Raw genomic sequence first — 21,821 nt, 5'->3', positions numbered from 1 at the left:
TATTCGGACTAATGGCTCCTTTCCCTAGAGGGAGGAGCTTTTTAGGTTTGGCCATCCTTTTTCATCGTTTTCATAGCTGGATCGGATTGTCTTAATTCCTGGAGTAGTTGACTCACCCGACTCTGGGAAATGCCTATCCTTCTGGCCCATTCGCTCTGTGTGGAGTTGGGGTGGGTGCGCATGGCTTCCAATAGCTTTTCGTAGGTTTTACCGCGTTTTCGACCTCGTTTTCTTGCAGCGATATCCTTGGTGGGACGACCCGGCCCCCTATTTTCTGCGGATGCGGTTACCGCAACCTCCTCTGTTCCCGGCGAGGCAGGTGGTGAACTGAGTTCCAGGGTAGCCTGAAGACGAAGCTCCTGGATGCAAGAGGGACAAATAAATTTTTCATGATAATAGAGCAGGTTATCCAGGGTCTGGCAGAACATGCAGGCTTGAGATTGATATTTACGAATCATGATCCATCGAGAATCGGGGTCAATGAAAAACTCCATCGGATCCTTTTCCTCGATGTCTAATACCCTTCTCCATTCAATCGGCAATACGATACGCCCGAGTTCATCCAGTGCTCGAACGATTCCTCTTCTTCTCATCGGCTTACCTCCTATAGGTTCATCCATACAGTAATTCGACATAACTTCAAAATTTCCTGTAAGCTCAAACCATAAATACCTTTTTCTCCAAATCATTTATCGCCTCTCTTCTACTAGCCTACTTAAAATGAAAAAGCCGTTTGCCTGAATTCTGTGATACAATATTCTAGTCTATTTTTCAGGCAAGTGAGATGTGGGAGGACCCTCAAGTGAAGAAGCCATGCCCGTTTATCGCCGTGGAAGGCGCCATCGGAGCCGGAAAAACCACGCTGGCCACGATGCTCGCTGAGCGGTTTGATTTTCCGCTGTTGAAGGAGATCGTGGAGGAGAATCCGTTCCTGGACAAGTTTTATCAAAATATCGAGGAATGGGCGTTTCAGCTGGAAATGTTCTTTTTGTGCAACCGGTATAAGCAATTGGAGGATACGGTGAAAAACTATGTGTCCCGGGGGGTGCCGGTCGTGTCGGACTATCATATTTATAAAAACTGGATTTTTGCCCAGCGGACGCTGCAAGGGGACAAACGGGAGAAGTATCGGCAGATTTATCATCTGCTGACCGACGATCTGCCTAAACCCAATGTGATTGTGTATATCCGGGCGGAATTGGCGACCTTGTTAAAAAGAATCGAAAAACGCGGCCGCAGCTTTGAGCAGGACATCGATCCCGGCTATCTGGAGCGGTTGATCGAGGATTATGAAACGGCGATTACGCAGATTCAAACGCGTGAACCGGAGACGGTCGTGATTACGATTGATGGCAATATGCTGGATTTTGTGGAGCATCCGGAGCATTTTGAGCAGATCGTTGCGAAGATAAAGGAGCACTTATAAAAGATGAGTCATGAATTGCACATCCCTAAAGACGCCTTAATCACGGTAGCAGGTACCGTCGGCGTTGGTAAATCCACGTTGACCACTGCGCTGGCTGCCCGGCTTGGCTTTCGCACTTCGATGGAGAAGGTCGATAACAATCCGTATCTGGAGAAGTTCTATCAGGATTTCGAGCGCTGGAGCTTTCATCTGCAGATTTATTTTCTGGCGGAGCGGTTTAAAGAGCAGAAGGCAATCGTTGAAGCGGGCGGCGGGTTTGTTCAGGACCGTTCGATTTACGAGGACACCGGGATTTTCGCCAAAATGCATGCCGATCAAGGCACGATGTCCAAGACAGATTACGAGACGTACACCAGCTTGTTTGAGGCGATGGTGATGACGCCGTATTTTCCGCATCCAGACGTGCTTATTTACCTGGAAGGGAATCTATCGTCCATCCTGAATCGGATCCGGCTGCGGGGCCGGGAAATGGAGATCCAGACGGACGTCTCCTATTGGGAGCATATGCATGAACGGTACGCAAAATGGATCGAGGAGTTTGATGCCTGCCCGGTGCTGCGGCTGAACATTGATGAGTACGATGCCACAGATGAAGCATCATTGGATGAAATTATCCGCCAGGCGGCAGAAATCATTCATGCGTCGCGGGCGAAGTGAAACGGTTAAGTATAGCAAGAGGTCAATGGAAGCTGGGGCTTCTGTTGGCTTCTTTTTTTATGTTGATAGGGGATTTCGTGGTGGAGGGTGGGCTTGGCTCGGATAGGATAGGTGTGTTTGGGGCTCTCTTTGATGATTATCCCGTTGCGTCAGAGCTTGGGGACAGAGAATACTTGCAAAAAGAGAATAGGTTGCGCGGACAAGGCTACCTCATTTCGCCCCCTCTCTTGATCCCCTTTTCTGAACGAAAGGGATAATGGTGTAAAAGAGGCCTGAGAAGGGGCGTAAGGACCCTGAGGGCGGGCGCCATGTTTTTCCTTGCGAATGGATGGAAAAGCTAGAGTGCACGGGCAATGTCTGCTAGAATATATAAGTTGATAATTCGCTTAAATTTTGAATTTTTGCAATCAAGTAGAATAGACGCCGGCTGCGGCCGGATTGGGAGGACATACATGAGCAAGACGACGTTAACGCGGCAGGATGTGGAGCTGCTGGCGCCGGCCGGCGATTGGGATTGCATGCGGGCGGCGGTGGCGAACGGAGCGGACGCGATCTTTTTTGGCGTAGAGAAGTTTAATGCCCGGGCGCGGGCGAACAATTTCCGGATGGACGAGCTGCCGGAGATTATGGCTTTTTTGCATAGCTATGGGGTGAAGGGGTTCCTGACCTTCAATATTCTTGTGTTCGAGGACGAGCTGCGGGATGCGCAAGAGTTGGTTGAGGCGTGCATCAACGCGGGGGTGGATGCGGTTATTGTGCAGGACCTCGGGTTGGTGAAGCTGATCCGCGAGTTGTCGCCGGATTTTCCGATTCATGGCTCGACGCAGATGACGATCACTTCGCCGGAAGCGGTGGAGTTCGTGAAGCCATGGAATTTGGAACGCGTGGTGCTGGGCCGGGAAAATAACCTCAAGCAAATCAAAGTCATCGGGGAGCAGGCCAAGCTGCCGATGGAGGTGTTCGTGCACGGGGCACTGTGCGTGTCTTACTCTGGCCAATGTCTGACGTCAGAAATGTGGGGCGGGCGCTCGGCCAACCGCGGCGAATGCGCGCAGGCGTGCCGGTTGCCGTACGACCTGATCGTCGATGGGGAGCAGAAGCCGATGGGCGATGTCGCCTACCTGTTGTCGCCAAAGGATTTGGCGGCGATCGACATCATGCCGGAGCTGATTGAGGCGGGCGTGACCTCCTTTAAGATCGAAGGACGGCTGAAAAGTCCGGAGTACGTTGCCAACGTGGTGAGCAAATATCGGAAGGCGATTGACCGTTATTTTGACGGGGACGATACGCGTCCGTCGAAGGAGGAGATCCGTGAGCTGCAGCAGAGCTTTTCGCGCGGCTTTACGCATGGCTTCCTGGAGGGGACGAACAATAAGAAGCTGGTCGACGGGACGTTCCCGAAAAGCCGGGGCGTGTACCTGGGCCGCGTAGAGAAGGTGCTGCGCGACGGCGTCGTCTGCAAGCTGGAGGCGCCGCTGAAGCGTGGGGACGGGATCGTGTTTGATGCCGGGGATCCGACGCAAAAAGAAGAAGGCGGCCGCGTCTACGACCTGCGCCGTCAAGGCGTGAAGCAGGAAGGCGAAGCCGGAGAGGGTTGGATCGTCGATATCGTGCCGGGACGTAATGACGTGGATCTGCGCCGCGTGCACGTCGGGGATCGCATCTGGAAGACGAACGACCCGGCGCTCGACAAGCGGCTGCGCCAGACGTACGAGACCGAGAAGCCGTACCGCGTCTTCCCGGTGCATGTGCGGGCGGTGGGCTACGCCGGCGGGCTGCTGAATACCTTCTGGACGGATGTACAGAAGGGAACGACGGTGCAAGTCGACTCGGAGCTGGAGCTCGAGGTCGCGCAAAAACGGCCGATGGACGCCGCTCTGCTCGAAGAGCAGTTCGGGCGTCTCGGCGGCACGGTGTTTCAGCTCGAGAAGCTGGATGCGGAGCTTTATGGCGACGTCATCCTGCCGATTCGAGAGCTGAACAGCATCCGCCGGCGGGCGGTGGAGCTGCTCGCCGCCGAGCGGCCGAAGCCGCCCGTGTGGACGCGCACACGGGCGGCGGGGGTGTTGGACGCCCCAGCCGTGGGCGGGGCGTCTTCGGCGCCGCTGGCGCCGGCGGCGGCAGCCGCTGCGGTTGCGGGGCAACCGCAGCAGGCGCAGGGCCGCGGGCCCGCAGCGCCCGTGAAGCACGGCGAAGCGCAGCTCGCCGCGCTGTGCCGCAGCCTGCCGCAGGTGCAGGCTGCCTTGGAAGCCGGCGTATCGTTCATCTACGCCGACTTCGAGTTTATCAAGCAATTCCCGGCAGCAGTTGAAGCCGTTCGCGCAGCCGGAGCTAGAATCGCGCTGGCGACGCCGCGCATCCACATGCCGGGCGAAAACGGCTACCACAACAACATCCTGCGCCTCCAGCCCGACGCAGTGCTGGTGCGCAACACCGGGGCGCTGTATTACTACCTGCGCCACCGGCAAGAGAACCCGTCGGCCGTGCATCCGCGGTTGATCGGCGATTTTTCGCTGAACATCGCCAACCACCTGACGGCCGAGCTGTTCCTGGAGGTCGGCTGCGACGTGGTGACGCCGTCCTACGACCTGAACATCCAGCAGATGGTCGACCTGCTCCGGGTCAGCCCGACGGCCGACATGGAGATCGTTATCCATCAGCATCTGCCGATGTTCCATACGGAGCACTGCGTGTACTGTACCTTCCTCAGCGAAGGTACGGACTACACCAACTGCGGGCGCCCGTGTGAAAAGCACCGCGCTTCCCTGCAGGACCGGATCGGCATGTCCCACCCTGTCCGCGTGGACGAAGGCTGCCGCAACACGGTGTACAACGCCATCGAACAGTCGGGCGCAGAGTATCTGAACCATTTTCTCGAGCTGGGCGTGTCCAAATACCGTGTTGAGTTCCTCGAAGAAACGCCGGAGCAGGTGCATGAGGTCATCGACCTCTACAACAAAGCGTTACGCGGAGAAATCAGCGGCACCCAGGTATGGAAAACCCTCAAAGCGACCAACCAACTCGGCGTCACGCGCGGACAGTTGGTAAAATAAAAAACGAAGGGAGCCCCATGGTTCGCGGTAGCTATACCGTAGGGGGCTCCCTTCCATAAACACAAATAGACCGCCCTCGGCAAAGGAATCGGTCTATTTGTGCCCATTCTTACACAGCCTACCGCCCTTAAAAGCGGTTGTTGCCCGGGGCCGTGCCCCAAGCACGGCTCCTTAATCGTTACTTTCATTGTATCACAATCAAAATAAAATATACACGTTTGCGAACATTTTTCGCAGAGAAGCCTAACATTGCTCGTATTCAGGACATTTTCCACTAGACGCCAAACGGAACCAAGCAAGCCGACACGAACCAACCGCCTCAACGCAAATCACCCCGACTCGCTCCTGCCATCCAAGGTTTGCGAGATCTAAGGGGTGAGAGGATGTCGGACAAGCTCATCTGTACCGGTGAGTACTTCCGTGAGGAGGGAGGCGCCAAGCCTGAAACCGTATTTAAACACTGCCATCGAATGCATGTCGTTAGCTTGTGCCTGCAGATCCATCAGGTATTCCAGTTCGCTAAATTCTTCTTCGGTCAGCTTCTTACGCCATGATTCCGTAAGCTCCGAGATTTGCCGGCATAGAGGACGATACTTCGGATCTCGGGAGACAATCATTTCGTCCGGCAAAATATGCCCGGTATAAAGCTCTTCAATCAGACTACTCATACGCATCCTCCTTATTGATAGAGAGGCAGCGCCTTGAAAGGGAGGGCAGCACATGGTAGCATATTTATGCGGCCTTCCTTTGGAGGGTTGCCTCTGGGGGGAAGTGGCGGGTTCTTTTGCGAGATTGCGCCGCTTCCCTTTACTTTTGTTCGGACAAAAGCTTCTTGATCCCCAGCCGTATCGCCTCGGTGACGGTAAGTTGATGCTTGTCACAGTAAGCGATTAAGGCGTTATAAGTTTCTTCATCAAAACGTGCCTTGATAATGTATTTCTTGGGACTTTCCGCTTTTGGCCGCCCTGTTCGTGGGCTCAGTTTACCCACCTCACTTTCTGTGCCACACAATAAATATAATATTTTGTGACACAAAAAGTCAATCCTAAAAATTCCAGAATCTTGAAGAAAAACACCCTGCAAAGACATCTGTTTTCCTATCAAATACAACTTGTGGAACGTTTGTGAATTCGCTGTTCAAAGAGGCGATAACCCTTCTTTATCGCTTATAAAAATCTTGTCGATATGCTATAATGAAAGCGTAAACAAGCGAGTTGTAGAGCGGGTTTTAGCGATGTTCAGATCGCGTTGAAAAACTAGACGATTGTAAGTTGAACCCCGTCTAAATCTCGCTTGTGCCGTAGTTTTCACAAACCTTTAGGAGGGTGAAGGTGATGTTTGAAGGTTTCCTCGAGATGCAGTCAGTCGTGACTCGTGTACACGGACAATTGGAAATTGACGGCGAACAAGAATACCGCAAAATCGAGTTCGGCACGGAACGTTTCCTGCACACGCCGGAACCGGGGAATCGGATCCGAAACGAGGAAGAGCTTCCTCAGCGCTTCACATGGCGGAGATTTTGGACTCATTAATTTCGTTCTGTTTCTAAGAAATAAAATATCTTGTGCTTTAAGTCGGGCTCGGGGGAATCCCCGGGTCTTTTTTGCTAACCGTCAACTTGGAGTATGATATAATGATACTAGATAGATCATTTAAGAACGAGGGAGTCACAATTTCATGAAAATCCGCAAAGCCATCATTCCCGCGGCCGGGCTGGGAACGCGTTTCCTGCCTGCCACGAAAGCCATGCCCAAAGAAATGCTGCCCATCGTCGATAAGCCGACGATTCAATATATTGTAGAGGAAGCCGTGGCTTCGGGGATCGAGGATATTATTATTGTAACCGGTAAAGGGAAACGGGCGATTGAGGACCACTTTGACGCTTCATTTGAACTAGAGTATAACCTTAACGAGAAGGGCAAGTACCAATTGCTTGAAGAGGTCCGCAAATCATCGGAAATGGCGGATATTCATTACATTCGTCAGAAGGAACCAAAAGGTCTTGGACATGCCATTTGGTGTGCGCGCAAGTTCGTCGGTGACGAGCCCTTCGCGGTATTGCTTGGCGATGATATTGTGGAGTCGGAAGTCCCTTGCCTGAAGCAGATGATCGATGTATATAGTGAACATCAGGCTTCCATCGTAGGGGTTCAACCGGTGAGCTGGGATGAGGTATCCCGTTACGGGATCGTTGATCCGGTGGCGGTTCGGGATCGCGTCTACGAGGCGAAGCAACTGGTGGAAAAGCCAGAGGTTGGCCAAGCCCCATCCAATCTGGCGATTATGGGACGTTATATTTTAACACCCGCGATTTTTGACATCCTGGACAACCAGCGCATTGGAGTTAACGGTGAAATCCAATTAACCGACGCCATTTCGCGGCTCGGCGAAACTGAACGAGTATTGGCCTACCACTTCGAAGGCACCCGCCACGATGTCGGCGAGAAGTTGGGCTTCATCAAGACTTCGATCCACTACGCCCTCGAAAATCCGGAGCTTCGCGATGAGTTAATTAAATATATGTCAGAGATTATCTTGGATAGCTTAAACTAAATAAAGCCGGCCTCTCCTTAAGGAGAGACCGGTTTTTTGTTGTACGTTTTTAGAATGTTAGGTTAGCCAACTGCTCAATCGATTCCTTCTCGGACGGATCGACCTTCAGCAATTGGTCGTACACCGCTTGGTCGGTAGCTCCCGTCTTCTGCAAAGCTGCTAGATACCAACGAGCAATTTCGCGGTTTGTACTATCGGACAAATCATCCTTAATTCCGACTTTGAAGATTTCCGCCGCCTTGGCCGGTTCATTCATCATAAATTGCATTTTACCGGCATTTAAGACCATTGGCTGCGTAATCTCAAACGGATTCCCCTGCATTTGCCCCTTAGGCAACGTCTTCAGGTGCTCTACACCATCGACAACATGCTGATAGGCAGCTAACCCGGTTTGGAAATATTGCTCCTTCTGAGCGATATCCTGCTCACCAAGCTTTTGATATCCAAGCTCATAGGATTGAACGATCAGGGTTTCGTACCAACTCATATCATATGCATAACGATTCGCGTTATCGCGGTAAACCTCATAAGCCTTGTCGTATTCGCCTTTGGACTGGTATAGCTTAATCAATTGTTTATACATGTCCTTATTGAAAGGTTCTTTTTTCAGCGCATTCGTAAGGAGCGCCTGCTCCTGATTGTAGAATGCTTCGTCTTTCGTTTGATCAAACCCGGCTTGCAACAGAGAGCTTAAGTACAGCACCGCATCGGGTTGGCCGCTGCGTTTCTTGAGCGCTTTATCCAAAGGAGCCTTGATCTCCTGGAAATCTGTGCTGGTCGCGATCAATTCTTTGCCTTTGGCCGCAGCATCGACGGCTTGAATATTCCGGATCGATACAAAGATCAAGATCAAGGAAGCGACCACCATGATCGTACTGTACAACCCGCGCATCATTCCCGGTTTAACGGTGAATTTTTCGACCGGTCGGCTGTCCATCGCTGCTGCCATCCCTGCAAGCCCCAGGAATACTAAGATGCCCAGGAACACATAGCTCATGTTAAAGTCCATCAAGCTGTGCATCAGGATCGAAAGGACAATGATGAAGTAGACGAAATAGGACTCCTGCTTCTGTTCATCTGCTTGGATATATCCACGAATATATTTATAGAAAATAAAAGCCAAAAATGCGATCAACACAAGGAAGCCTAAGAGGCCTACCTCAACCAAGTACTGCATCACAAAGCTGTGTGCTTGACGGCTGGTGTATGGGTTGTTCTGGTATTTTTCATAGATCGACGCCCAGGCACCGCCGCCGGCCCCAATAATCGGATAGTCTTTGACAACCTTCGCTGCATCCTTATAGAAAGTCATCCGTTCCAGGAAGCTGTGCTGCTGCAGGTTAAGGTTCTCCAGGCGTTCCCCGATATTCCCCGGCAATATATGCTTCAGGTTCGTCCCGAGGAATAACGCAGCTAAAACAGCAACCGCAAGTACCGAAACGAGAGGCAGCCACAAGCTGGCAAGTTTCTTGCTTGCCCATTTGCGAGTTCCGTTCTCCAATCGAGGAGCAACAAAACGTTGAATCAGGCAAGCAATGACAGCCAGCACGATGGAAGCTGCCAGGACGTAGAACCAGCCCTTGGCCGGGTCACCGATCTGTCCCAGATGGAATTGCTGTCCCAGCTCTGTGACAGGCTTGGCAATGACCAGCGTACCGATTCCGGCGATCAGGCAGTATACGATCCAGAGGATTTGTTTGGCCGGCTTTAGGAACAACAGTAAGATGATAAATACGATCGGCAAAAACACCAAACCGCCCCGGGATAACGTTAATAGAATCGAAAGGGCGATCGGTACAAGCATAAATGCATGGATTGCTTGGCTGTACCATCTTTTTGAACGTGTAATGGCGAAGACGGCTACAAAGAAAAATGCCATCAAAAACGCCGCATACGTATTCGGATATTGGAACACCGAAGCGAGACGTGGACCGTTCGCGTCCACCCAGATCGCTTGGGTGTATTGCCCGTTAACTACCGTACCTGTAAACCAGCCAACGATGGCCGACACAGTTTTCCCTTGTCCCAGCCAGTTGAACAGGCCAAAAAGCATAATGATATATCCAACGGTGATTACCGTCGTTTCAATGACAAGGTTCGACTTGCGGTTTTGCAGCAAATACAATGAAATGACAAACATAAAGGCATAAAGCGACTGAATCAGCACCATATTGGAAGCAAAGTACTGGCTTGCTGCCGAAATCAGTGCGATAATGTAAGTTATGGGAATAAGCAGAACGAACAAAACCGTCCAATCCCGCTGGTCTTCTAGCTTGAGGCTTTTGAAATAGGTGGCAACCCAACCTAGCATTAGTAGACTTCCCACAAGCACCGCCCAATAGATGGGTCTCTCGAAGTCTAGGACAAGCCCGTTAAACAACCCGGCTTGAAACGGCGCCCAAACCAGGAACAAAATCAACCCAATCATCAACACCAACAGCGCCGCAGGTAACTTCTCCCGATTTCTCGACGCTGCGGCCATTTTCCCGTATACTGGTTTCGACACGTGTTTATCTCCTTTGCGAATAGATACGGGTATTATTTTAGCATAAATTTGTTTCTTGTAGGTACCAGGACACAGTACTTACAAGTTTCATAAGGAGAATGGCATGAGAACTCATATTTATAATTTTATTAAATATAAGGATTTATTTTTTGAGTTAATAAAGAAAGATATAAACTTGAAATATAAAAACTCATATTTGGGAGTGCTCTGGAGCTTACTTAATCCTTTACTGATGATGGTCGTGCTGACGATTATCTTTTCTGAGGTTTTTAAAAGCAAGATCGAAAACTTTCCTGTATATGTCCTTACTGGCAGGATGCTGTATTCCTTCTTCTCGGAAGCAACCAACTTTGCCATGAACTCCATTATTAATAACAGCCAATTAATTAGAAAGGTGTATGTTCCAAAGTATTTCTTTCCGTTATCACGAGTTTGTTCATCGTTCATTACATCATTAATTTCACTGATACCGATTATATTGGTAATGCTGATCACGGGTGTAAACTTCTCTGTATATAATTTTCTTATCGTTATTCCTTTGGTTCTATTATTAGTGATTGCAATGGGGGCGGGTTTGATCTTGTCCACCATCTTTGTGTTTTTTAGAGATATGGGACATTTGTATTCTGTAGTTCTAATGATCCTGATGTACATGACACCAATATTTTACCCGGCCACCATTATTCCGGATAAATACCATTGGATAATTGAATTGAATCCACTGTACCCACTGCTTAAGATGTTTAGAGACCTGATGCTGTATGGACAAATGTTTGAATGGAATGAACTGCTTATTGCTGGTGTGTATGCCGTCATCTACTTCTTGATTGGAGTCTTCGTCTTTTATAAAAAGCAGGATCGATTTATATTCCATATTTAAGTTATGGAACCAGATAAGGGGAGCATTATGAACGCAATTGAAGTCAATAATGTATCAATGAAATATAAACTAGCTACGGAGAAAGTTGATTCCATTAAACAATATCTGATTAAGCGCGCCAAAAAAGAGATTCATTATGAGGATTTCTATGCACTTAATGATATCACCTTTTCTGTACCAAAAGGCGAAGTATTTGGAATTATTGGACTGAATGGCGCTGGTAAAAGCACATTGCTAAAAGTTATTTCGGGAATATTGAAGCCTACTTCGGGTTCAGTGAAGGTTCATGGATCAATTGCTCCACTGATTGAACTTGGTGCAGGATTTAATGGTGATTTAACCGGAATAGAGAACATTTATCTTAATGGACTTATTCTTGGATATTCCAAGAAGATGATTCGCTCAAAAATTGATGAAATCGTAGAGTTTAGCGAATTAGGAAAATTTATTCATACACCATTGAAAAACTATTCCTCTGGTATGAAGGCCAGACTAGGATTTTCGATTGCTACAATTGTTCAACCCGAAGTACTGATTGTTGATGAAGTATTGTCCGTGGGGGATATCAAGTTTAAAGAGAAGAGCGAGAAGAAAATAGCAAGCATGATGAATCAAGGTGTAACGGTATTATTCGTTTCTCACTCACTAGGTCAAGTTGAAAAGCTTTGTAAAAGGGTAGTGTGGCTGGAAAGTGGTAAAGTTCGAAAAATCGGGCAAACGAAGGAGATCATCGAAGAGTACAAGAAAATTACACTAAATAAATAGGGGAATGCCTCGTGTCTTACTGGATTTCTGTAATAATACCTATATATAATGTTGAGCAATATATTGAAGACTGTTTGGATTCGATTGTGAATCAGTCAATTGGTATTGATCATATTGAGGTTATCTTAGTAAATGATCAATCTACAGACAATAGTTTGAAGATTGCACAACGTTATGCGAATAGATATCAAACAATCAAAATCGTTAATCATGTAACCAATTTGGGATCAGGCTCTGCAAGAAACACTGGGCTTAACCTTGCTTCCTCTGATTTCATTGCCTTTGTTGATGGTGATGACTTTATTTCGTATAACACTTTCGAAATAGCGATGAATAGCATGCGCGAGACCAACTCCGATTTATTCATTTATGAGTACGAGTATTATAGTCCTTCGAATACCTTATATCCAAGGAATCCCTCTGCCAAATTATTTTCGGAAGATAGGTCCATTGTTGATATTCTCCAATTCCCTGAAATTATCTTTGCAACTTCCGTTTGCAACAAAGTTTTTAATAAAGAACTTATTGGAGAATTAAGATTCGCCGAATCGCGAATTGAAGATGTGATGTTTTCTACTATAACTACTTTTCGCGCCCGTAAAATTTCAATTAGTAGTGAATGCAAATACTTTTATAGAAAACGTGAACAAGGCAAATCTAAAACTGATGAATACTATACTAATAAGGCAAGCTACTTGGATCATTTAGATGTGAACGTCGAGATGCACCAGTTAATAAAAAAATATCCCGAATATAAAGAGTTAATAGAGTGGTTCAACGCTCGCTCACTTCACCCATTTATTTATGGTATGTTAAATAACAACTTGTTTTCCTTCAGCGAAAAGAAGGCTTTCTACAATAAATCTAAAGAAGTTTTAGCTGAAGTTAGACCTGAAATTATTGATCAGTTAGAAAAGCCAATTTCCAAGAAGATCGTCAGATTAGTTCAAAGACAATCATTCTTAAATTTTTATGCAACGAGATATTTTATAAGGGTGTATAATTTACCAAGAAGATTATTCTCTGGAATGAATAAAGCGAAGAAGTTAGTTATGTTAGCTGGATGTTTAGCTGTTTCCTTCTTTCTTCGCTTTAACAAGAAATATAAGAATGTATGGCTCATATGCGAACGTGGAAATGACGCAAGGGATAATGGATTCAGTTTCTATAAATATTTACGTGAGAAGCATCCCGAAGTTAATGCTTATTATCTAATTGATGATTCGAATGTTCATGATTTAATTAAGGTTAAATCCATAGGACCGTTCGCATATTACGGGGGGTATCAGCACAAAATTCTTTTCATTTTGGCAAAGTATTTGGTTACGGCACACCGAGGGACGATTGAACCATGGAATTATCAGAGTTACAGAAAATACTTTGGTTTTTTTTCCAAAAATCAAAAATACATTTTTTTGCAACATGGAATTACTAAAGATGATGTCAGTAACGTGCTTGGAAGGCTCAGTACATCATTTGATCTCTTTATAACTGGGGCTAAACCTGAGTATGAATATATTAACTCTACATTCGGATACAAGAACGGCGAAGTGGTTTATACCGGATTTGCCAGATTCGATGATTTGTATGAGGTACAGACCAAGAAACAGATCCTATTAATGCCAACTTGGCGTAAAAAATTAGCGTGGTCTCATGTTCAAAACTTAAGAGACTCATTTGTTCAATCTGAGTATTATCATAGATATCAATCACTAATTAGCAATGAAGAATTAATCAGAGAGTTAGAACGTACAGGTTTCGAACTAATATTTTATCCTCATCATGAAATGCAGCAATTTATTAATTGTTTCTCAACTCGTTCTGTACGTGTTGTAATAGCTGAGGAACACAAATTTGATGTTCAGGCATTACTTAAGGATTCTGCAATATTGATTACTGACTACTCTAGCGTGTTTTTTGATTTTGGCTACATGGACAAACCGGTATTATATTACCAATTTGATTCAAATGATTTTTTCAAAACACATTACAAACAGGGTTATTTCAGTTATGAGTTGGATGGATTTGGCCCAGTCCTGACTGAAGAGGCTGAAGTTGTTGATTACCTGAAAAACCTTATTCATTATAACTGCCAGGTTGATGAAGAATATCGTCAACGAATTAAAAAATTCTTTACAATTAAAGACCGCAATAATTGTGAAAGAATTTATGAGTCAATTATCCAATTGAAATGAGTGGTTGCATGGAAGAACATGTTCCCAGAGTCTCAATCATTATTCGAACACATCAAAGGCCTTCTTATCTTGTTCAAGCATTACATAGTCTGGCGGGACAAAAATATAAGGACTTTGAGATTGTAATTGTTGAGGATGGTCTACCAGCATCTCAGCCTGTTATAGCAAAATTTGATTACTTAAATATCAATTATATTTATACAGGATATTCTGTTGGGAGATCCCGGGCGGCTAATATCGGATTGAGTCACTCAAAAGGTAAATATATTAACTTTCTAGATGATGACGATATATTACTGCCTACTCATGTGGACTCAATGGTAAAAGTCTTGGATATATATGAAAATGTCGATGTTGTTCATGCTGCTTCTATTGAAAGAAAAGTGAGGGTTGCCTCATCAGATCCATTAGTAATTACAACGATTAGTGAAAAAGTAAAATACAACAGACCGTTTGATCACAAAAGGATTTTCTTTGAGAATATGTTCCCCATTCAAGCAGCTATGTTCAGAAGGAGACTGTTTGAACAGTATGGTGGTATAGACGAGAGCCTTGAATTGCTTGAAGATTGGGATTTGTGGATCAAATATAGTATGTTTTGTAAATTTAAATATAATGATGAAGTAACATCAGTCTTTCATGTTCCTGGGGATAAAAGAAAATTAAGGATAAGACATCAACAATTAAAGCAATATGAAATTAAAATAATAAATAAGTATTATGATTATATAAAACAGAAAAATTATAAGCCAATAAATAAAATAAAAAAGCTGATTGAAAGAATACAACATATATTTTAGCGAGAACTATCGGGAGGACGAAAGTTTGGACACTGCAAAGGAAAAAAACTATTTATTTTCTATTATTATGGCGATTTACAATGTCGAGGAATATCTAGAAGAGGCAATTGAGAGTGTAATTAATCAAACACTAGATTTCCGTAATCATGTTCAGCTTATACTCATTAACGATGGTAGTCCTGATCATAGTGAACAGATTTGCCTTAGATATAAAGAGAAATATCCGGAAAATATTGTTTATATCGCTAAAGAAAACGGTGGAGTAAGCAGCGCTAGAAATAAAGGGTTAGAGTTAGCTCAGGGTAAGTATATAAATTTTTTAGATCCAGATGATAAATTTTCAGAGGGAACATTGGAGGACGTTTTTTGTTTTTTTGAAAGTAATTATGAAGAGATTGATGTAGTTGCAATTCCGATGTATTTTTTTGAAGCTTATAGTGGTGAACATATATTAAACAATAAATTTAAAAGTACAAGAATAATAGATCTTAATCAAGAATATGATAAAATTTTATTGTCAGCTTCTAGTTCATTTATTAAATATGAGGCAATAGAAGATCGGAAATTTGATGAAAAATTGAAATTTGTTGAAGATTCTGAGTTTGTAAATAAAATACTACTAAATAAGAATAAATTGGGTGTCGTATCATCATCACAATACTATTATAGAAAACGTTGGGCTGGAAACTCTGCGGTGCAAGGAAGTACATCATGCCCTGAATGGTACACTCAAAGTTTAATTAACTACTCATTAAATCTCATTAATTATTGTGCTAACATTTTTGGCTATGTTCCAAAGTATATTCAATACTTATTAATGTATGATTTACAATGGAAATTTAATGTCAAACATATTGAAAACGGTGTTCTTAGTGAAGAAGAATATAAAAATTTCTTTTTAAAATTGAAGGAAGTCTTATCTTATATTGAAGATTCAATTATTTTAGAACAAAAACATATGGATATACACAGAAAACTATTTGCTCTAAAAATAAAATACTCAATACAAAATTTTTCAAGTATTACTAAAAAAGTCGCTACCCGAAATGATTTATTAGTCTGGTTTAAAGGAAATCAGATTACTTCGGTTGTAAAATCTCCTGTATATATTGACTTTATTGACATAATTGAAAAAAAACACAAACAATTACTTCATATTGAAGGAACTTTTGGGTCTGTTTTTTATATTGATGAAATTAAGTTAATTGCCAAAGTTAATGGAGAAATTATTAATACTTCTTATATAAAAAGACCAAGTAAAGATGTTTATTCTTTAAATTGTTTAATTAAGGAATATTACGGATTCAATATCGATATTCCAATCGAGTCAGCCAAAAATGAAGTGAAATTCTACTACCAATATGATGAGAAAGAATATGAATTAAAATTGATCCCTTTGAAACATACAAAATTAAGCAATTTTAATAATAGTTATAAAATAAGTAATTTCTATAAAATTCAAATAGTCGGTTCACAAATAAATATTATCAAAGCTACACACTTTGTAAGATTGACAAGTGAATATAACTTCCTTTTTGAGCTCATAAAATCAAATGCACCGGGTACTAAGAAGGCTATAATAGTAAGGTTGTTTTTTTGGATGTTAAAATTGCTTAAAAGGAAGCCTATATGGCTTTATTTTGACCGGCTTGATAAAGCTGATGATAATGCTGAACATCTTTATAAATATGCAATTAATCAGCCTGATAAAATTAAACACTATTTTGTTATAAAAAAAGATTCACCAGATTATAATCGCATAGGTTTATATGGAAAAGTAATTAAGTATGGGTCCTTTAGGCACAAAATAAATTTATTATTATCAGAGAAATTAATATCGTCACATGTTGATGAAATGAGTATTAATCCATTTAAAGGAATGGAAGTCTATTATAGAGATTTGTTTCAATATAAATTTGTTTTCTTACAGCACGGAATTACTAAAGATGATATGTCAAAATGGCTAAATAAATATAACAAAAATATAGAGAAGTTTGTAACTGCAAGTTATTTTGAATTTGACTCAATTATTAATGGTAACTATGGTTATAACAAAAATAACATAGTTCTTACTGGTTTTCCAAGATATGATAATTTATCGAATGACAATAAAAAGCAAATATTAATTTCACCGACATGGAGGAGCTATTTAGTTTCTAAAGTTAACCAAGTCACGGGAGAGAGACCTTATAGGGATAGTTTTAAGAAATCCCATTACTTTAAAAGAATCAATGATTTGATAAATGATGTAAAATTATTAGACACAGCTGAAACAATGGGTTATAAAATAGTGTTTTTCCCTCACCCAAATATTAGGCAACAGATGAAAGATTTTAATATTAATCAGAAAGTAGAGGTTCCAGATTATAATACTAGTTATCAGAAGCTTTTTAATGAATCAAGTATTCTAATAACAGATTATTCGTCAGTTGCTTTTGATTTTGCATATTTAAAAAAGCCGGTTATATATTACCAATTTGATGAAAATCATTTAGAAAAAGGGTATTTTGATTACAATACGATGGGTTTTGGAGAAGTGATCAATGACCATGAAATTTTAATTCAATTGATAATACAATATCTAAAAGAAAATTGTGAAATGAAAGAAGAGTATGTGAACCGGGTAAATGCTTTTTATGCATATTCAGATAAAGATAATTGCAAACGAGTATTTCAAGTTTTAAAAGAATCTTAGGTTTATTTGTTAAAAGGATTCATATGAATTGGGAGGCCAATATGAAAGCCATCATCCTTGCAGGCGGGACAGGCTCCCGCCTGTTTCCCTTAACTAAAGTCACCAACAAACATCTGCTTCCCGTTGGAAAGTACCCCATGGTTTTTCATGCCGTATATAAGCTTAAACAAGCAGGACTTACCGACATTCTCTTAGTTACCGGTAAAGAGCACATGGGTGACGTTGTGAGTTTACTCGGCAGTGGAAGTGAGATGGGGGTTTCCTTTACTTATAAAGTACAGGATGAAGCCGGGGGAATTGCGCAAGCTCTCGGTTTGGCCGAGCAGTTTGTGGGAAATGATCAAATGGTCGTCATACTCGGCGATAATGTGTTTGCTGATGACATCACACCGTATGTTGAGCACTTTAGAAATCAGCGGACTGGAGCAAAGATATTGATTCAGAAAGTCCCAGATCCCTCTCGCTTCGGCGTGCCTGAACTTGAAGGAGATCGGATCATTTCCATCGAAGAGAAGCCTCAGAATCCGAAGTCAAGTTATGCGGTGACCGGTATTTATATGTACGATCACCATGTTTTTGAGATTATACGGAGCTTAAAGCCGTCTGCCCGTGGAGAATTGGAGATCACGGATGTCAATAACGCATATATTAAACGAGGAGAACTCACCTTTGACGTGCTGCAAGGTTGGTGGACGGATGCAGGAACGCATTCGTCATTGGCTAGAGCTAATGAATTAGCTAAGGATTTAGTATATGGTGAGGAATTTGGGCAACTCAAGCTTTGACGGGGAGGGAACTTGGTTATGAAATTAACCCCATTAAAGTTGGAAGGGGTTTTCTTGCTTGAACCGGTGGTACATGGAGATCACCGGGGTTTTTTTATGGAGAGTTATAATGAAGCTGTATTGAAGCAACTGGGGATTAACTATCATTTTGTCCAAGATAATCAATCCTTGTCTTCAGAAGTAGGTGTCCTGAGGGGATTACATTATCAACTGAATCCGAAGGCGCAAACCAAACTGGTTCGCGTCCTGACAGGTGCCATCTATGATGTTGTATTAGATATCCGCAAGTCCTCACCAACTTTTGGTCAATGGATTGGGGTTACTTTAAGTGAAGAAAACAAGCGTCAGCTTTTAGTACCTAAAGGCTTTGCGCATGGGTTTTGCACCCTAGAACCGAACACCCAAGTTTTCTATAAAGTAGACGAATATTATTCTCCGGAACATGATCGCGGCATACTATGGAATGATCCAGCTTTAAAGATCAATTGGCCGGTCAGTGAACCGTTGCTTTCGGACAAAGACCGGAGGCATCCAATATTTGCGGAGGCTGAAATGAATTTCGATTAGGAGGATTCCTTCAGATGAAACTTCTCGTTACAGGCGGTGCCGGCTTCATCGGCAGCAACTTTGTTTTATATATGCTGAAGCAGCATCCGAGCTATCAGATTCTTAACGTGGATGCACTTACTTATGCCGGAAACCTGGAAAACTTGAAGTCGGTGGAAGGCAATCCCAATCATACGTTTATTAGAGCGGACATTACAGAAGCTAAGGCCATGGACGCTTTAATCGGCCAAGGCGTTGACGTTATCGTTAACTTTGCGGCAGAGTCGCACGTGGATCGCAGTATCTTGGAACCGGATATTTTTGTGAAAACGAATGTACTGGGGACGCAAGTCTTGCTTGATGCGGCGAAAAAGCACGGGGTCAAGAAGTTCGTTCAAGTCTCTACTGATGAAGTTTATGGAACGTTGGGAGAAACGGGATTGTTCACGGAAGAAACGCCGCTTGCTCCGAACAGTCCTTATTCGGCAAGTAAAGCTGGCGGGGATTTGCTTGTTCGTGCTTATCATGAGACCTTCGGACTTCCTGTAAATATCACGCGCTGTTCCAATAACTACGGCCCTTATCAATTCCCGGAGAAGTTAATCCCATTAATGATATCCAGAGCCCTTGCGGATGAAGCGTTGCCTGTGTATGGGGATGGTCTCAATATTCGCGACTGGCTTTATGTAGAGGATCATTGCAGTGCGATTGACCTCGTCATTCATCAAGGACGTGATGGCGAAGTTTACAATATCGGTGGAAATAACGAGCGGACCAATTTGCATATTGTACGTACGATTCTCGAGCAGCTTGGTAAACCGGAATCGTTGATCAAGCATGTGCAGGATCGTCCTGGGCATGATCGCCGCTATGGAATTGATCCTACTAAAATCATGAAGGAGCTTGGCTGGAAACCAAAGCACACGTTTGAAACGGGGATAAAGGAAACCATTCGTTGGTATTTGGACAATAAGGAATGGTGGACCCGGATTCAAACGGGGGCCTATCAAGAGTATTATGCCAAACAGTACGGTCATCGTTTGGGTGATCCATCATGAGAGTGCTTGTAACCGGAGCGAATGGTCAGCTGGGCCATGATGTTGTGGAGCTTTTTGGGAGTGCAGGGCATCTTGTGCTGGGATGTGATCGGGACTCGTTGGACATCACTGATGAGACGATGTGTCTCGAACGTGTACAACAGTTTAAGCCGGATGCGATTATCCATTGTGCAGCATATACGGCGGTCGATCAGGCGGAAACCGATGTTGATGCCGCATATGCCGTGAATGCTGTAGGAACGCGTAACATGGTGTTAACGGCAGAGCGAGTGAAGGCGAAGTTCTGCTACATCAGTACGGATTATGTTTTCGATGGAACTGCTGTTTCACCTTATCAGGAATACGATAATACCAATCCCCAGAGTGTATATGGGAAGTCGAAGCGAGCTGGAGAAACATTGGTTCAAAGCCTGTCTTCCGCGTTTTTTATTGTTCGGACATCCTGGGTATTTGGTTTGCATGGACAAAATTTCGTGAAGACGATGCTGAAGCTTGGTCAGGAAAAGCCATTACTTAATGTTGTAAACGATCAAAAGGGTTCCCCTACTTACACGGTAGATCTGGCTGCATTTCTGCTGGAATTGATTCAGACCGAGAAATATGGGATCTATCATGCTTCAAATACTGGGGAATGCACATGGTTTGAATTTGCACAGGCAATTTTTGAAGAAGCATCTAGCGTGTTTGGGCAAGGTTATTCGGTACGTGTAGATCCATGTACAACCGAAGATTTTCCGCGCCCAGCTCCAAGGCCTCGAAACTCGGTTATGGATCATCTATCCATTCGCACAAATGGCTTTCAGGATATACGGCCATGGAGAGAGGCTCTTAAAGCATTTCTGATTGAACTAAAAGCTAACCAGGAGATATAAATTCTGGTTAGCTTTTGCTTTTAACTTCTGAATTACCACGATACATAGAGGGTTTGATATAATACATACAACAAACTATAGCAAAGGAAACCCACCCCATGAATCCAACCGTCAGCATCCAAATCGTTACCTATAACAGCGCGAAGGACATCGAGGAATGCCTGAACGCCGTTCGACAACAAACCTATCCGATCCAGGACATTATCGTTATCGATAATGCGTCCACAGATGGTACGGTGGAGCGGGTACGAGCCTATATTGAGCAGACCCGAGCGAACAACATCCACTTGGTTGCTAATGCAACAAATACCGGATTTGCTCCAGCCCACAATCAGGGGATTCGCATGACGCAAAGCGATTATGTGTTGGTGTTGAATCCGGACGTACAGCTTGGAACCGAATATGTCGAGCGGCTTGTGGGTGTCATGGAGCAACGTCCAGAGGTGGGAAGTGCTACTGGGTTGCTTATCCTAAAGTCGTCCCCGGATATCGTGGACAGTACCGGTTTGCTGATGAATGGGATATGGCGTGCTTTTGATCGTGGGGCAGGGGAACCGGCGAGTCGATGGAGCGCATCCGGCGGAGTATTTGGCGTATCGGGTGCCGCGGCCATGTACAGACGCAAGATGATCGAAGAGCTATCGATGGATGGCGAGTTTTTTGATGCGGATTTTTTTGCTTACAAAGAGGATGTTGATGTCGCTTGGCGAGCTAACTTGCTTGGCTGGAAAGCCTATTATTGTGCGGAAGCCGTAGCCACTCATGAGAGAGGGTGGAAGAAGGGGAGCCGTCATACGCAGCCTTTGTTCATTCGCCGGTATTCTTACATCAACCGATATAAAATGATTTATAAGAATCTATCGGGAGCACGATGGATGAAGCATTTGCCGAAGCTGCTGGCTTATGAGCTGGCGAGCAATGGATATATGCTATTAAGAGAACCTAAGGTGCTTGGGGCCTGGAAGGACTTTTTTGATAAAATGCCAGAATTGAAAAAGAAACGGCGGGAGATCCAGCGCAGAAGATGAAT

Annotated in this window: 18 protein-coding genes; 15 read left to right on the top strand and 3 right to left on the bottom strand. The window is 44.1% G+C overall.

Translation table 11 applies throughout. From position 1 onward, the window contains the following. Positions 1–41: 41 nt before the first annotated feature. Complete coding sequence (locus tag NSQ80_RS18975) at positions 42–593, bottom strand: AbrB/MazE/SpoVT family DNA-binding domain-containing protein (protein ID WP_326251089.1); 552 nt, start codon at positions 591–593, stop codon at positions 42–44. A 191-nt stretch (positions 594–784) separates the two neighbouring features. Here NSQ80_RS18975 and NSQ80_RS18970 point away from each other — a divergent pair, with 191 nt between their 5' ends. The 3 genes from NSQ80_RS18970 to NSQ80_RS18960 all read left to right on the top strand — a co-directional run bounded on the left by NSQ80_RS18970 (position 785) and on the right by NSQ80_RS18960 (position 5,136). Beyond that, positions 785–1,426: a deoxynucleoside kinase gene (locus NSQ80_RS18970; protein WP_036645364.1), complete on the top strand. Its 642-nt coding sequence runs from the start codon at positions 785–787 to the stop codon at positions 1,424–1,426. Positions 1,427–1,429: 3 nt separating this feature from the next. After that, complete coding sequence (locus NSQ80_RS18965; RefSeq protein ID WP_009225404.1) at positions 1,430–2,083, top strand: deoxynucleoside kinase; 654 nt, start codon at positions 1,430–1,432, stop codon at positions 2,081–2,083. Between the two features lie 452 nt (positions 2,084–2,535). Then, positions 2,536–5,136 (top strand): U32 family peptidase, encoded by a 2,601-nt coding sequence (locus tag NSQ80_RS18960; RefSeq protein ID WP_339300368.1) that lies wholly within the window; start codon positions 2,536–2,538, stop codon positions 5,134–5,136. A gap of 368 nt (positions 5,137–5,504) precedes the next feature. Here the strand turns inward: NSQ80_RS18960 and NSQ80_RS18955 are convergent, their stop codons facing one another. Then, entirely contained in the window at positions 5,505–5,804 is a 300-nt protein-coding gene (locus NSQ80_RS18955) for a DUF6809 family protein (RefSeq protein ID WP_323077902.1), read from the bottom strand. A gap of 666 nt (positions 5,805–6,470) precedes the next feature. Between NSQ80_RS18955 and NSQ80_RS18950 the strand changes: the two genes are divergently transcribed. Continuing rightward, on the top strand, positions 6,471–6,668 hold the full coding sequence (locus NSQ80_RS18950) for a hypothetical protein (RefSeq protein ID WP_036645370.1): 198 nt from the start codon (positions 6,471–6,473) through the stop codon (positions 6,666–6,668). A 145-nt stretch (positions 6,669–6,813) separates the two neighbouring features. Further along, positions 6,814–7,689, top strand: coding sequence for a UTP--glucose-1-phosphate uridylyltransferase GalU (galU, locus tag NSQ80_RS18945; RefSeq protein ID WP_323077901.1), 876 nt, complete (start codon positions 6,814–6,816; stop codon positions 7,687–7,689). Between the two features lie 49 nt (positions 7,690–7,738). Here the strand turns inward: galU and NSQ80_RS18940 are convergent, their stop codons facing one another. Further along, a complete protein-coding gene (locus NSQ80_RS18940) occupies positions 7,739–10,195 on the bottom strand; it encodes an O-antigen ligase family protein (RefSeq protein ID WP_339300364.1) in 2,457 nt (818 codons plus the stop codon). Between the two features lie 103 nt (positions 10,196–10,298). Between NSQ80_RS18940 and NSQ80_RS18935 the strand changes: the two genes are divergently transcribed. The 10 genes from NSQ80_RS18935 to NSQ80_RS18890 all read left to right on the top strand — a co-directional run bounded on the left by NSQ80_RS18935 (position 10,299) and on the right by NSQ80_RS18890 (position 21,819). Continuing rightward, positions 10,299–11,075: an ABC transporter permease gene (locus NSQ80_RS18935; RefSeq protein ID WP_339300362.1), complete on the top strand. Its 777-nt coding sequence runs from the start codon at positions 10,299–10,301 to the stop codon at positions 11,073–11,075. Positions 11,076–11,102: 27 nt separating this feature from the next. Further along, positions 11,103–11,840 (top strand): ABC transporter ATP-binding protein, encoded by a 738-nt coding sequence (locus tag NSQ80_RS18930; protein WP_339300360.1) that lies wholly within the window; start codon positions 11,103–11,105, stop codon positions 11,838–11,840. Between the two features lie 11 nt (positions 11,841–11,851). Then, entirely contained in the window at positions 11,852–14,035 is a 2,184-nt protein-coding gene (locus tag NSQ80_RS18925) for a CDP-glycerol glycerophosphotransferase family protein (RefSeq protein ID WP_339300359.1), read from the top strand. 8 nt (positions 14,036–14,043) lie between these two features. Continuing rightward, positions 14,044–14,835 carry a glycosyltransferase gene (locus NSQ80_RS18920; RefSeq protein ID WP_339300357.1) on the top strand — a complete coding sequence of 264 codons (792 nt, stop codon included), beginning with the start codon at positions 14,044–14,046 and terminating at the stop codon, positions 14,833–14,835. Positions 14,836–14,860: 25 nt separating this feature from the next. After that, a complete protein-coding gene (locus NSQ80_RS18915; protein WP_339300355.1) occupies positions 14,861–17,530 on the top strand; it encodes a CDP-glycerol glycerophosphotransferase family protein in 2,670 nt (889 codons plus the stop codon). A gap of 41 nt (positions 17,531–17,571) precedes the next feature. Beyond that, complete coding sequence (locus NSQ80_RS18910) at positions 17,572–18,315, top strand: sugar phosphate nucleotidyltransferase (protein WP_339300353.1); 744 nt, start codon at positions 17,572–17,574, stop codon at positions 18,313–18,315. An 18-nt stretch (positions 18,316–18,333) separates the two neighbouring features. Then, a complete protein-coding gene (rfbC, locus tag NSQ80_RS18905; RefSeq protein ID WP_339300352.1) occupies positions 18,334–18,882 on the top strand; it encodes a dTDP-4-dehydrorhamnose 3,5-epimerase in 549 nt (182 codons plus the stop codon). Positions 18,883–18,896: 14 nt separating this feature from the next. Continuing rightward, on the top strand, positions 18,897–19,919 hold the full coding sequence (rfbB, locus tag NSQ80_RS18900) for a dTDP-glucose 4,6-dehydratase (protein ID WP_339300351.1): 1,023 nt from the start codon (positions 18,897–18,899) through the stop codon (positions 19,917–19,919). Then, positions 19,916–20,791: a dTDP-4-dehydrorhamnose reductase gene (rfbD, locus tag NSQ80_RS18895; RefSeq protein ID WP_339300350.1), complete on the top strand. Its 876-nt coding sequence runs from the start codon at positions 19,916–19,918 to the stop codon at positions 20,789–20,791. The genes rfbB and rfbD overlap by 4 nt, the downstream gene beginning before the upstream one ends. Positions 20,792–20,889: 98 nt before the next feature. Next, a complete protein-coding gene (locus tag NSQ80_RS18890) occupies positions 20,890–21,819 on the top strand; it encodes a glycosyltransferase family 2 protein (RefSeq protein WP_339300348.1) in 930 nt (309 codons plus the stop codon). Positions 21,820–21,821 lie beyond the last annotated feature (2 nt).

The organism is Paenibacillus sp. FSL K6-2441 (genome assembly GCF_037964765.1).
GTDB lineage: Bacteria > Bacillota > Bacilli > Paenibacillales > Paenibacillaceae > Fontibacillus > Fontibacillus phoenicis.
The sequence above is the reverse complement of the archived record's forward strand: the minus strand, read 5'-3'. Positions and strand labels throughout refer to the sequence as shown.

What these genes read in the sequence shown, in the direction of transcription:
- NSQ80_RS18930 (WP_339300360.1), top strand. Translation starts at nt 11,103, where the DNA reads ATGAACGCAATTGAAGTCAATAATGTATCAATGAAATATAAACTAGCT.
- rfbD (WP_339300350.1), top strand. Translation starts at nt 19,916, where the DNA reads ATGAGAGTGCTTGTAACCGGAGCGAATGGTCAGCTGGGCCATGATGTT.
- NSQ80_RS18965 (WP_009225404.1), top strand. Translation starts at nt 1,430, where the DNA reads ATGAGTCATGAATTGCACATCCCTAAAGACGCCTTAATCACGGTAGCA.
- NSQ80_RS18975 (WP_326251089.1), bottom strand. Translation starts at nt 593, where the DNA reads ATGAGAAGAAGAGGAATCGTTCGAGCACTGGATGAACTCGGGCGTATC.
- NSQ80_RS18960 (WP_339300368.1), top strand. Translation starts at nt 2,536, where the DNA reads ATGAGCAAGACGACGTTAACGCGGCAGGATGTGGAGCTGCTGGCGCCG.
- NSQ80_RS18970 (WP_036645364.1), top strand. Translation starts at nt 785, where the DNA reads ATGTGGGAGGACCCTCAAGTGAAGAAGCCATGCCCGTTTATCGCCGTG.
- NSQ80_RS18920 (WP_339300357.1), top strand. Translation starts at nt 14,044, where the DNA reads ATGGAAGAACATGTTCCCAGAGTCTCAATCATTATTCGAACACATCAA.
- NSQ80_RS18950 (WP_036645370.1), top strand. Translation starts at nt 6,471, where the DNA reads ATGTTTGAAGGTTTCCTCGAGATGCAGTCAGTCGTGACTCGTGTACAC.
- NSQ80_RS18935 (WP_339300362.1), top strand. Translation starts at nt 10,299, where the DNA reads ATGAGAACTCATATTTATAATTTTATTAAATATAAGGATTTATTTTTT.
- NSQ80_RS18955 (WP_323077902.1), bottom strand. Translation starts at nt 5,804, where the DNA reads ATGAGTAGTCTGATTGAAGAGCTTTATACCGGGCATATTTTGCCGGAC.
- rfbC (WP_339300352.1), top strand. Translation starts at nt 18,334, where the DNA reads ATGAAATTAACCCCATTAAAGTTGGAAGGGGTTTTCTTGCTTGAACCG.
- NSQ80_RS18910 (WP_339300353.1), top strand. Translation starts at nt 17,572, where the DNA reads ATGAAAGCCATCATCCTTGCAGGCGGGACAGGCTCCCGCCTGTTTCCC.
- galU (WP_323077901.1), top strand. Translation starts at nt 6,814, where the DNA reads ATGAAAATCCGCAAAGCCATCATTCCCGCGGCCGGGCTGGGAACGCGT.
- rfbB (WP_339300351.1), top strand. Translation starts at nt 18,897, where the DNA reads ATGAAACTTCTCGTTACAGGCGGTGCCGGCTTCATCGGCAGCAACTTT.
- NSQ80_RS18890 (WP_339300348.1), top strand. Translation starts at nt 20,890, where the DNA reads ATGAATCCAACCGTCAGCATCCAAATCGTTACCTATAACAGCGCGAAG.